At 69.8% G+C, this 13,389-nt stretch carries 2 protein-coding genes; both read right to left on the bottom strand.

Going from position 1 to position 13,389, the window contains the following annotated elements; genetic code table 11:
• Positions 1-82 precede the first annotated feature (82 nt).
• On the bottom strand, positions 83-322 hold the full coding sequence (locus tag QSK05_RS27155; RefSeq protein ID WP_285600183.1) for a phosphopantetheine-binding protein: 240 nt from the start codon (positions 320-322) through the stop codon (positions 83-85).
• On the bottom strand, positions 319-13,287 hold the full coding sequence (locus QSK05_RS27150) for a non-ribosomal peptide synthetase (RefSeq protein WP_285600182.1): 12,969 nt from the start codon (positions 13,285-13,287) through the stop codon (positions 319-321). The genes QSK05_RS27155 and QSK05_RS27150 overlap by 4 nt, the downstream gene beginning before the upstream one ends.
• Positions 13,288-13,389 lie beyond the last annotated feature (102 nt).

Genomic DNA, 13,389 nt, shown 5'->3' with positions numbered 1-13,389 from the left:
CCGTCGGCGAACCGTTCACCGACGAGGCGCAACATGGGCAGAGCAAGACTAGCCTCAAGTTAGGTAAGGCTAAGCAAACTTTTCATCTCGATTGCTGCAGATCCGCCAGCACCTGGAGCCACCGCGACAGACGCTGATCCTCGGCCAGCACGATGAAGTCGACCTTCTCGACACCGGCCCCCCGCCAGCGCTCGACCAGCTCCATGATCCGGATCGAATCGATGCCCTGATCGCGCAGGTCCATCTCGGCGTCCACGTCACCGGGCTCCACGTTCAGCAGCTCCGCGATGTCGGCCAGGACCTGTTCGTTGGTGATGCTCACTTCGTCTCCTTCTCGGATGTCTGATCGGGTGCCAGTGGGGCGGTCAGCAGAAACTCACGCGCCGCGGGCAGCCAGCGTTCCAGGACGCCCTCGTCCAGCAGCGCGCGGTGCGTCGCGTCCACATCCACCCTCCGTGCCTGGGGCAGGAACGGCCGCCACATGCCCTCGAGCTTCTCGCCGTAGCCCAGCTCCGGCCGGTCCTCGGTAGCTGCGACCAACAGGGCCGGGCCCTCGAAAACACCTGCGGTCGGCCGAGTCGTCATCGACTCCGACCGCATGCCCGAAATCGCCCACGCACGCTTCTGCTGGGCGCCGAGATCGTCCAGCTCGTCGTCCTCCAGCTGCAGGGCGCGCGCCTCCCGGGCCAGGAACCGCTTCAGGAACTCCTCGTGCAGAGCCGGATCGTTGACGATGCGCTCGGGGGAGGCCCCGGCGGGCAGGATGTTCTCATCGTCCCGCAGCGGACCTTCCGCCGTGGGAATGGCATCCACGACCGTCAGCGTCGCCACCTCCAGCCCCCGCCGCCGCAACTCCTGGGCCACACCGAAAGCGATGTGCCCGCCGTAGGACCAGCCCAGGACGTCATAGGGCCCACTCGGCTGCACGGACACGATCGCATCCACGTACAGGGCCACCAGGTGCGCGAAATCGGAGATGACGACATCACTGCCGCCATGCACCGGATCCTGCAGGCCGTAGACCCCCCACCGCGCAGGAACGCCCGGCAGCAGGCGGGAATAGATGCTGGCGAAGCCGTTGTACTCGTGGATGCAGAACAGGACCCGTCCCTGCACCGGCTCCCGCAACGGAACGAGAATCGCCGAAGCCACGTCGATCTCGCCGCCCTGGCCCTCGGACAGCAGACCCGCCAGCTCCCTGACGGTCTGCCGGGCGAAGACATCCTTGACCATCAGGTCGCGCCCGGTGTCCCGGTGCAACCGGGCGATCAACCGCATGGCCAGCAGCGAATTGCCGCCCACATCGAAGAAGTTCGCGCTCGCCGAGATCCGGGTGGCCCCGACCAGGTCGGCCACGGCCGCGGCGACCACCTTCTCGTGCGCAGTCGCCGGTTCGGTGTAGTCGGTGCCGGTGGTCTCGATCACCGGGAGCGCCCGGGCGTCGACCTTGCCGTTCACGGTCAGCGGGATGTCGGCCACCGCGGCGATCCCGGCGGGGATCATGTAGTCGGGCAGAGCTTCCCGGGCCCGGGCGCGGATCGCGTCCAGGTCCACGTCCGGGCCTGACCCGGCCACGGCAACCACGTAACCGAACAGCTGGGGCGAACCACTCTCGTCCTGACGCACCACCACCGCGGCCCGCGCCACCAGGGGGTCCGCGCTCAGGACGTCCGCGACCTCACCCGGCTCGATCCGGTAGCCGCGGATCTTCACCTGGTCGTCGGTGCGGCCCAGATAGTCGATGTTCCCCTCGGCGCTCCAGCGCGCCAGGTCGCCGGTGCGGTACATCCGCTGCCCGGGCTCCCACGGGCACGCCACGAATCGTTCGGCGGTGAGACCGGACTGGTCCCAGTAGCCGCGAGCGGTCCCGGCCCCGGCCAGGTACAGCTCGCCGGGCACCCCCGGCAGCGCCGGCTGGAGGTTCTCGTCGAGGATGTAGGCCCGGGTGTTGAAGATCGGCCGGCCCACGCTCGAGGTCGGGCTGTCGGCCAGGTCGGCGCCGAGGGCGTTGATCGTGTACTCGGTCGGCCCGTAGAGGTTGTAGGACTCCACGCCGGGCGCCTCGCGCAGCTGCTGCCAGAGTCGTTCCGGGACCGCCTCACCGCCCAGCGAAACGAACACCACCCCGGCCGCGGTGGCCGACACCGACCGGCCCGAGGGACGCTCGCGCTCGAGCAGACCTTCGTCGACGAGCAGCTGGCCGTAGGACGGGGTGACGTCGAACCCGTCGATCCGCTCCCGGTCGTAGTGCTCCAGCAGCCGGCGCGGCTCGCGGCGCAGTTCCTCGTCGATGACGTGCACCTCGTCCCCGTTCAGCAGCCAGAACAGCTGTTCCCAGGAGGCGTCGAACGAGAACGACGTGGTGTGGGCGATCCGCATCCGCCGCCCGCCCTGATGCCGGGTGACCCGGTCGAAGATCTTCTCCACGTGGTTGGCGTACATGTTCGTCAGGCCGCGGTACCCGACCGCGACGCCCTTGGGGCGCCCGGTCGAGCCGGAGGTGAAGATGACGTAGGCGAGATGATCGAGGGAGATCTCCCCACCGCGCTCGGCCGCCGTGATCGCACCGGCGTCGAGGCCGGCCAGCTGATCGGTGACCTTCGGGTCGTCGAGATTGACCACGTACCCGGCCACACTGACCCGCGCCACGTCGCGATCGGTGACGAGGGTGACCGTGGGACGCGTGTCGTCGAGCATGTAACCGATGCGCTCGTCGGGGTGTTCGGCGTCCACCGGCACGTAGGCGGCGCCCACGGCGAAGACCGCGAACATCGCGATGATCATCCGTTCGTCGCGCGGCAGCAGCAGCGCCACCCGGTGCTCGGGCCGTACCCCGTGGCCCAGAAGCATTCGTGCGTAACGGTTCACCTCGGCGGCGAACTCCTCGAACGTGTACCTCCGGTCTCCGGCCACCAGCGCGGTCTCCCCGGCCGAGCGCAGCACCTGGCGGTTCAGCAGCTCACCGACCGGGATCTCCTCCACCGCCCGGACCGCGTCCGGGGTGTGACCCAGCACCTGGTCGTGTTCACCCGGCAGAAGGGCGGGCACCTGGGCCACCGGTGCCGCCAGGTGCCCGGCCACGAACGCCAGCACCTGCATGAACCGCCGGAGCAGGTCTCCGGCCGCCTCGTCGCCGAAGGCGTCGCGACGATAGGACAACCGGATGCCGACCCCGGCGCCCCCGTCCGACTCCCACGGGTTCACCGCGAACGTCACCGGATAGTGCGTGGCGTCGTTGGAGGAGTCCCCGGTGACCCCGAAGTCGGAGTCGCCGCTCTCGTCCTCACCCTCGAAGCCGAGGTTCTGCACCACGAACAGAGTGTCGAACAGGGTACCCAGGCCGACGCTCTTCTGGATATCGGTCAGGGCGGTGTAGGAGTACTCGACGACGAGGGACTGCTCGTGCTGCACCCGCCGCAGGAGCGCCTCGACCGTCTCGAACGGGTTCAGCCGCACCCGGAACGGCAGGGTGTTGAAGAGCAGCCCGATGATCCGTTCGGCGTCGGGCAGCTCCGGCGGCCGGCCCGAGACGTTGTTACCGAAGACGACGTCCCCGTTACCGATCAGGCGGCCCAGGGTGATCGCCCAGGCGACCTGCAGCACCGTACCGACCGTGGTGCCCGCCGCCCGGGCCGCGGCGAACACCGCGACCGCGTGAGCCGGCTCCAGATCGCGGTAGAGGTCACCGGTGTCCGCCCGGGCGGCGGTGAGGTCCCCGCCGGCCGGCCAGAGGATCGAAGGGCTCTCCAGATCGTCCAGATACTGCGACCAGGCCTGCTCGGCGGTCTGCGGGTCGCGGTCGGCGACCCAGTCGAGATAGCTGCGGAAGGAGGCCGGGGCCACCCGGTCGGCGTAGCCCGGGTCGGTGTAGAGGTCGAGCACCTCACCCAGGAACGCGTACAGCGACCAGCCGTCCATGAGAATGTGCTCGGCCGTCATCGCCAGGCTCCAGGCACCCTCGCCGCGCTCGATCAGGGCGAACCGCAGCAGCGGCGGCTCCTCGTGCTCGAACGGCTCTTCCCGCTCCCGGTCGAGGAAGGCGGCGAGGTCGTCGTACGCGGGCGCCCATTCGGTGCGTCGCACCACGCGGTAGGGAATCTCCCGCAGCGCCGGGATGACCTGGACCTCTCCCTCGGCACCGGAGACGAAGGCCGCTCGGACGTTCGGGTGCCGGCGCAACGCCGTGCGGATCGCTTCGCCGAGCTGCTCCACCTCGACGGTTCCCGTGAGGTCGTAACAGATCTGGGAGATGTAGGCGTTGTGGTCGCCGGTCTCGCGAGCCCGCAGGATGTGGTAGAGAAGTCCGCTCTGCAACGGTGAGAGCGGCAGGATCTCCGCATCGGCGCCGTAGCGCTTGCGGATACGCCCGACCTCCGCCCCCGACAGGGGCAGTCGGCTGACCCGCTGAAGGCTGGGCCCGGCCCTTCTGCCGGAAGCCGACGAGGGCACGCCGGTGCGGCCGATGTCGTGCGCGATGCGGTGGGCGATCTCGCCTGGATCGAGGGCGATTCCGGGAACCACCGTGACCTGGACGATGACCCGGCGTTCGGGACCACCGCTACGGGCGATCAGGACGCGTACGGACACCTCGATCCCGTCGGGGGTGTCGCCCGGCAGGGACGACGGCACGTGGGAGTCGGTCTCGAAGACACCGATCCGCACCGTGGCGGCCGGAACATCGTCGAAGAACCGGGCCAGGGCCGGATCTGAGATCAGCGCGCTGTACTCGTCCGCGCGGGCCGGGCTCCAGTCCAGGAGCGGTTCCACCGTCGCCGGGGCATCCTGCGCCGTGGTGGTCCGGACCCGGGACAGCGACTCGCCGTCGATCACCGTGATGAAACTCCCGGCCTGCTGCCAGGTCCGGGGCTGTTCGAGAGCTACGACGAGATCACCCTCGCCGTCCAGGGGGAGTGCCCGGCAGACGGCCGCGACAACCGTGGCCCGCGCCCGGCCCCCGGATCCGGGGTCGAGCACCTGGGCGTGGGTCGTGGCCAGCCCGATCGGCGAGACGGTCTCTCCGGCCGGCAACGTCACCGGGTCGGCCTCGGCGACCTCGTCGACCCAGTCACTCCAGAACGGGTCGTTCAGCAGGCCCGGCAGGTCGCCGAGCGCCCCGGCGGAGGGGTCGGCGGATGCGGGGCCGATCCGCAGGACGGTGCCGTCCCGGTAGCCGGCCACCAGGCCTGCTGCGAGTTCGGCCAGGGTGTCGAGCGATTCGGGGTTCTGCGAGCCGTCGGCGGCCAGCCGTCCCTGGCCCGCGTCGTCGATGCTGAGGACCGGCAGCCCCCGGGAGCCGTCGTTCCCGAACGACATCGCCAGCTGATCGGCAGCAGCCTGCCACAGGTGCGCGTCGGCCGGTACGAACTGCGGCAGGTGCACGGTCCAGACGGACTCGCGCGGCAGCAGGTCCTGCGGGGGGAGACCGACGCGAACCAGCTGCACGAGGTGCTCGAGCGGCAGGTGCGGGTGCCGTGTGCCCCACATCAGGAAGGAGCGCGTGCGCTCGATGACCCGGGCGATCGTGGACTGCGCAAACAGCTCCCGCACGCCCTCGAGGACCAGTTCGAAGTGGCCGTCACGGGCCCGTTCGATACTGATTACCAGGTCGAACAGGGCCTCGGCCGGGGTGTTTCCGGACTGCTCGTCGTCCACCTGGTAGGGGGTCAGCAGGCGTGCCTCGTCCGTGCTCGGCGGGGGAGCGTCGAAGAACACCGCCATGGTCTGGAAGAGCGGGGTGACCCCCGGGCGACGTCGCGGTGCGAGGTGCTCCACCACACTCTCGAACGGCACGAGCTTGTGTTCCAGGGCGGCGATCGTGCGGTCGCGCGACGAGCGCAGCAGGTCCTTCCACGGCAGGCTCTCGTCGATGTCGGCGCGGATCACGACGGTGTTGACGAAGTAGCCGATGAGATCGGCCAGCGCCGGGTCGTCCCGGAGGTTCACCGGGGTTCCCACCGCAACGGCGCGGCCGGCGCCCTCGTCCCACAACGCCAGGGAGAAGGCGGAGATCAGCGCCTGCAGGGGGGTGACGGCCAGGTCGGCCAGGAGGGCGCTCAGATCGCCTGACTCCTGGGCTGACAGGTCGGCCCGGGCGGATCCGAGGGTGCGCGTCGAGGTTGTCGACCGAGGCGTGTCGAAGGGCAGCGGCGTCTGCTCCGGCAGGTCCGCAAGGACGTCTTTCCAGTAGGCCAGATCCGCGGTGAAACGAGATCCTGGATCATCGCGCTCACCCAGGACGATCCGGTGCCAGGTGGCGAAATCACCGTACTGGAGCGCCAGGTCGGGCCGTACGGGAGCGGAGCGTCCGAGTTCCTGACGGTACAGGGCGTCGAGATCGTCGATGAGCGGGCGCCCGGACTGCTCGTCGGTGACCAGGTGGTGGCCGTGCGCGATGAGCAACTCCCGCTCCGGTGAACGCACCAGGGTGAAGCGAAGGCCGAACCCGGTGGCCGGATCCAGCGGCTCGGCGAACAGTTCCTCGACGAACGCGCCCAGGGAGGGGCCCGTAGTGGTGACGACGTGCAGGGCCTCGGACCCGGGAATCTCCTCGTGCACCACCTGCCGGAGCGTTCCGGTCTCGTCCAGGACGAAGGTGGTGCGCAGCGACTCGTGCCTCTCCCGAAGGCGCGTGATCGCGCGCTGGAGCGCGCCGATGTCCGCCGTCTCCTGGACCTGGAGAACCTCACCGGTCCGGTAGAAGCCGGAGGAGTCGATCTGCTCGCTGAGCCACAGGGCCTGCTGGCCGTAGGAGGCGGGCAGATCATCCGGGCGGGTGACCTCCCTCAGGGCCGGGACCGAAGAAGCGTTGCGCCCGGCCCGATTGCGGGTCCCGCTGGCGGCGAGTCCACGCTCGGCAACAGCCGCCAGGGCTTCGACGGTCGGTGCCTCGAAAATCTCGCGAAGGCTCAGGCGGGTGCCCAGAACGGCGTTGGCCCGCGCGGCGACCCGGGAGGCCAGGAGGGAGTGACCGCCCAGGTGGAAGAAGTCGTCGTCGAGCGAGACGGACAGGTCGGCCGGGAGATTCAGGACCTCCGCGAAGATCCTGGCCAGCGCGATCTGGGTCGCGGTGACCGGCCCGCGGCCGGTGCCGTTCGTGGCACCGGTCGGGGCGCCCAGGTCCGGTTCCGGTAGCGCCCGTCGGTCCAGCTTCCCGTTCACCGTGAGCGGGAAGGCTGCCAGTACGGTGAACACCGTCGGCACCATGTACTCGGGCAGGCGTGCCTGGGCGAAATCCTTCAGCGCACCGGTGAGCCCGGGATCGTCCGGGCCGGTGACGTAGGCGGCGAGGTAGGTGCCACCGGCCGGGTGGTCGTAGGCCAGCACCGCGGCGCCGGTCACCTGCGGATGGGATTCCAGGACGTTGCGGATCTCCTCGAGCTCGATCCGGAAGCCCCGGATCTTGACCTGGTCGTCGGCCCGGCCCAGGTACTCCAGGTTCCCGTCGTCGTTCCAGCGCGCTAGGTCGCCGGTGCGGTACAGCCGCGAGCCGTCGACGGCGAACGGATCGGCCACGAACCGCTGCGCGCTGAGCCCGGGCTGCCCCAGATAGCCGTCCGCGACCTGGACGCCACCCAGGTACAGCTCACCCATCACGCCGGGGGCCACCGGTCGCAACCACGAGTCCAGCACGGCCACCGACATGTTGGCCACCGGCCGGCCGATGACGTTGCGATGACCGTCCGTCGGGCTCAGGGCGGCGCAGGTCGCGTCGCCGGTGATTTCGGTGCTGCCGTAGAAGTTGTGGATCGTGGTGGCCGGTGTGGCCCGGGTCATCGCGGTGAGCAGATGAGGGGTGAGGGTCTCACCGGACGACGTCCAGTGGCGCAGACCGGCCAGTGCCGCTGCGGTCTGTGGTGTCGAGGTGGCGTGATCCAGAAGGACTTCGGTGAGGCTGGGGATGCTCAGGAGGTGGGTGGCGCCGTGCTGGTGGACGGCCTCGGTGAGGGCGGTGCTGTCACGGGCGTCGGGGTCGGGGACGACGACGGTGGTGGCGGCGGCGGTGAGGGGACCGAAGAGTTCGGTGCAGGCGTCGATGAAGCCGAGACCGGTCTTGGACAGGGCGACGCTGGTGGTCCCCAGGGCGAGAGTTCGGTTACCCCAGTGGAGCCGGTTGACCAGCGCCCGGTGGCTGAGAGCCACACCCTTGGGCCGTCCGGTGGTACCGGAGGTGAAGGTGACGTAGGCGGTGTCCTGGCCGGTCAGGGGGCGGGACAGCTCGGGAAGCCCTCGTTCGGCGGCCAGAGTCGTGCGGGTGGCCTCGGAGTCCAGCAGCAGCACGCGGTCGGCGACCTCCGTCACCTCCGTGTGCGTGGCGCCGGTGGTGACCAGAAGGGCGGGGGCGGCGTCGCGAAGGATGGCGGTGATGCGGTGGTGGGGGTGCCCGGGATCGATGGGGACGTAGGCGGCGCCGGCCCTCAGGACGGCGGTCAGGGTGACGACCTGCTCGGGGGAGCGGGGCAGGAGTACCGCGACCCGGTCCCCGACCTGGACGCCGCGGTCGATGAGCAGGTGCGCCAGAGCGTTCGCGCGGGTGTCGAGGTCACGGTAGCTCAGCCGCTCGCCGGTCGGGGTGTCGATGAGCGCGGTCCGGGACGCATGGGTGATGGCCTGGGTGTGCAGCCAGGCGTCGAGGGTGGGGTGCGGCGGGTCGGCGTGGGGGCCGGCCGACCACGTGCGTAGCCGCGCCAGGTCGGCACCGGTGAGCAGGTGCAGATCCGCCAGAACCGTTTCGGGCCCGGAGTTCTCCTGGGCGATGGCGTCCAGGACCGCGGTCAGGGTCCGGACGAAGCGTTCGGCACTGGCAGGGTCCAGGACGTCGGTGGCGTAGGTGAGGAGCCCGCGGAACTGGAGGGAGTCGTCCTCCAGATACAGATCGAGGTCGGTCTTGACCGCGGCCAGGGTCTGATGGCCCGGGGCCACCCTCACACCGGGCAGGTCCAGCCCGTGACCAGCCGTGCCGACAGTGTGGGTGAGCATGATCTGGAACAGCGGGTTGCGGTTGGCCGCCCGTTCCACCCCGGCGACCCTGGCGATCTCCTCGAACGGCGCTTCCTGATGGGCGAAACCCTCTAGCACAGTGACTTTGGTGGCCTGGAGTAGATCGGGCAGCGTGTGCCGGGGGTCCAGGCGGTGACGCAACGGCAGCGTGTTGACGAAGTACCCGACCAGGTCCTCGAGCCCGTCCTGCGTGCGTCCACCGATCGGTGAGCCGATCACCACGTCGTTGCCCGCGCCCAGCACCGATGCCGCCACCGCGGTCGCCGCGTGCGCGATCATGAACATCGTCACGCCCTGATCGGCGGCCACCTGCCGCAGGCGCTGCACCGTGGCCTCGCCGACGGTGAAGGTCAGGTCGACCCCGTGGTGGGTCGGATCCACCGGGCGCGGCCGGTCCAGCGTGATGGTGGACTCCTGCGGGGCCTCCGCTAGAACCGCACGCCAGTAGGCCAGGTCGGTCCCGAGACGGGACCTGGGGTCTTCCGCGTCGCCGAGCGCCGCGCGCTGCCACACGGCATAGTCGGCGTACTGCACCGGCAGGGGCGCCCAGTGCGGGGCCTGCCCGCCGCTGCGGGATCGGTAGGCGAGGGACAGGTCTCCCAGCAGGGACGGGAACGACCAGTCGTCCACCGCGTGATGGTGCACGGCCAGCACGAGAACCCACTCCTCGGCGTCCACCCGCAGCAACCCGGCGCGGATCGGGACGTCCCGACCCAGATCGAACTCGCGTTGCACCACCCCGGCGACCCAGGCGTCCACCGTTGCGCCGGGGGAATGCTGACTGTCGCCGGACAGGTCGGCCGTGAGCACCGACAGCCGGGTGATCGCCTGCTCGGGGCTGAGGATGCGCTGGCTGAGCCGGCCCTCGTTCTCCACGATGACCGTGCGCAGCGCCTCGTGCCGGATGATGACGTCGCGAAGGGCGTGCATCAGAGGGTCCGGATCCACGTCGCCGCTCAGGCGCAGGACCATCGGTACCACGTACCGGCCGCCCGGGCCGCCCAACTGCTCGATCAACCACAACGACTGCTGCCCGTACGAGACCGGCAGCACCGCGGGGCGGGGCACCTGTCCCACCCGGGGCGTACCGCCTTCCACGTCGGCCAGATACCGGTCGACCACAGCGGCCAGCGCCTGGACGCTGGAGGCTTCGAACACCTCACGCAAGGTCAGGGCCGTACCTAGAACCGCGTTGGCGCGCGCCACGACTCGGGTCGCCAGCAACGAATGCCCACCCAGCAGGAAGAAGTCGTCCTCCACCGAGAGGGGTGTGTCGGTGGGGAGATGGAGGACGTCGGTGAAGATGTCGGCGAGGAGGGTTTCGGTGGTGCTGGTGGGGGCTTTTCCTGTGGTGGTGGTGAGGTTGGGTGTGGGTAGGGCGCGTCGGTCGAGTTTTCCGTTGGGGGTGGTGGGGAGGGTGTCCAGGACGGTGAGGACGGTCGGGACCATGTAGTCGGGCAGGATGGCGGCTACGTGCTGACGGGCCCTTTCGGGCAGGCTCGCGTCCTGGGCATCGGTGACGCTGGTCTGGGCAGCGTCGTTTTCGTCGCTGGTGTCGGTGGTGAGGTAGGCGGCGAGGTAGGTGCCGCCGGCGGGGTGGTGGTGGGCCAGGACTGCGGCGGCGGTGATGTCGGGGTGGGTTTCCAGGGCGTTGCGGATTTCGTCGAGTTCGATCCGGAAGCCGCGGATTTTGATCTGGTCGTCACTGCGGCCGAGGTATTCGAGGTGGCCGTGGTGGTTCCAGCGGACCAGGTCGCCGGTGCGGTAGAGGCGGGAGCCGTCGGCGGCGAACGGGTCGGCGACGAACCGCTGGGCGCTCAGGGCGCTCTGGTTGAGGTAGCCGTCGGCGATTTGTACTCCGCCGAGGTAGAGCTCTCCGATGACGCCGGGGGCGACGGGTCGTAGCCAGGTGTCCAGGACGAGGGTGGTGGTGTTCTGGACCGGTCGTCCGATGGGGACAACAACCGTACCGGTGAGGTTGGTGGGTTCGACCGGGTGGGCGGTGACGTCGACGGCGGCTTCGGTGGGTCCGTAGAGGTTGTGCAGGTCGGCTGTGGTGAACAGGGTGTGGGCCTGGGTGGCTGCGGTGGCTGGGAGGGCCTCGCCGGAGAAGAAGATCTGGCGTAGGGAGGAGAGCCTGGCCGGGTCGGGGTCGGAGGTCAGGAACGCGGTGAGCATGGAGGGGACGAAGTGCGCGATCGTCACCTGGTGCTGCTCGATCACCTGCGCCAGGTACACCGGGTCTTTGTGCCCGCCGTCGCGGGCCACCACGAGTGTGGCGCCGGTGATCAGGGGCAGGAAGAATTCCCAGACTGATACGTCGAATGCGTCGGGTGTTTTCTGCAGGACCCGGTCTCCTGGCCCGACGGCGTAGGCGTCACGCATCCACACCAGGCGGTTGATGATCGCGCGGTGGTTGACGGATACGCCCTTGGGGCGGCCGGTGGTACCGGAGGTGAAAATGACGTAGGCCGTGTCCGCACCGGTCACCGGCCGGTCCCGTGAGGGCGCCGATACGTCACCGGCCGAGGCCATGGCGGAGTCGGCGTCCAGCACGAGAACGCTCACGTCGTGCTCCGGCGTGCGGCTGCCGGCAGCCCGGGCCGCGTGAGCGGTGTCGGTGACCAGGAGAGTGGGGGTGGCGTCCTGGAGGATCGCGATGACCCGGTCCACCGGGTACTCCGGGTCGATCGGCACGTAGGCGGCACCGGCCCGCAGCACGGCGGCCAGAGTGACGACCAGGCGGGTGGTGCGGGGCAGAAGGACGGCAACGCGATCTCCTGTCCGCACGCCGCGTTCGACCATCACCTGGGCCAAAGCGTTGACCTGATGGTCGAACTCGGCATACGACAGGCCGTGGCCGTCCTCGTCGACCAGGGCCGTGCCGGCTGCGGTGGCGCGCGCCTGCGCCTGCACCAGGTCGTCCAGGTTGTGGGCGGGCACCTCGACCGTCGGGCCACTGCGCCACTGCGCCAGGTCGACCTGGTCGCGTTCGGGCAGCACACGCAGGCTCGACACGCGCTGCCCGGGGTCCGCCGTGGCCAGCCGGGTGAGGAAAACGATGAAGTCGGAGAGGAATTCCGGTACCGCCCCGGACGTCAGGGCCGGGTCGCTGGAGGCCAGATCGAACCGGAAACCGTGCACCGCGTCCCGGTAGACCATCATGTCCCAGTGGCCCACCGGGCCGTTGGCGATCGTCTCCTGCCGGCCCGTCACCTGCGCGAACGAGTACCGGTAGTCGAAGGCCTTGAAGTTCAGCTGGGGGAGCGCGTAGTACTCCTCGACCCCGGCCGGCCAGAGCCGCGCCAGTTCCTCCTCGGCGGCCACGCCGTGACGGACCAGCTCACGGGCCTCACCGCGCACCCGGCTCACGAACTGCGCCACCGACTGCGCCGGATCGACCCGCAACACCACCGGTACTGAACCAACCAGCATGGCGGGGGTTCTCAGGGCTGCCGGGCCCTGCCGGTTCATCTGGGGCAGGCGGACCGCGAACAGGTCCCGCCCCTGACGAGCGGCGGTGAACAGACCCCACGCCGCCAGCACCACGTCCGACCACGAAACCCGCGCCGACCGGGCCAGGCGATCGAGCGCCGCCGTCACGTCGTCCTCCAGGACGAGCCCGGCCCGGGCGTCGGTCAGGAAGAACCGTGCGTTCCCCTGGGTCCCGGCCGACGTCCCGCCCCGGGCCCCGCTGCCGTCTTCGGCCTGTGCCAGCCGTTTCCGCCAGAAGTCCGCGGAGTCGCCGGTGCCTGCGTCGAGAGCGTCGACAAGGTCGGCGTACACCCCGAACCATCGTTCGGGGACCGTCGTCCTCTCTGCCAGCGCGGAGTACACCTCGGCAACCCGACGGGTGAACAAACCCAGCCCGTAGGCGTCCAAAAACACATGGTGGACGAAGAACTCCCAGGCCCAGCCCCCCGCTGTCCGAGGATGCAGCACCGACCCGGCCGTGAACCGCTCTTCCTGCCCCGCCAGCCCACGGCACCGTGCCAGTGCCCCGGCCCGGATGGCGTCATCACTCGACGCAATGTCTGACACTCGCACCCACGGCATGTCTCCACCGGGAGCCAGGACCGGATCGCCTCCGGAACCACCGTGCAGCCGCAGCCGCAGCACATCCGCCTCTGCGCCGGCGACGGCGAGTGCCTGCTGCAGCAAGGCGACGTCGACCACCCCGTCCAGCCACACGACCTGCGAGATCAGGAACGCGTCAGCCTGTGGTGACACCTCCTCGGCGGCCCACACGCCGAGCTGAGCAGGAACGAGACGTACAGAACCGTTGGTCACCATCAACTCCAGGAAGTTAGCTTCGCCTAACCTAACTAGCAAGCCAGCTGATCGACAAGAGCCACGGGCGATCCGGCGCCGCCACCGGTCGCCGACGGTCCC

The sequence above is a fragment of the Kineosporia sp. NBRC 101731 genome, from assembly GCF_030269305.1.
In the GTDB taxonomy this organism is placed as follows: domain Bacteria; phylum Actinomycetota; class Actinomycetes; order Actinomycetales; family Kineosporiaceae; genus Kineosporia.
This window is presented reverse-complemented; position numbering and strand designations above follow the sequence as displayed.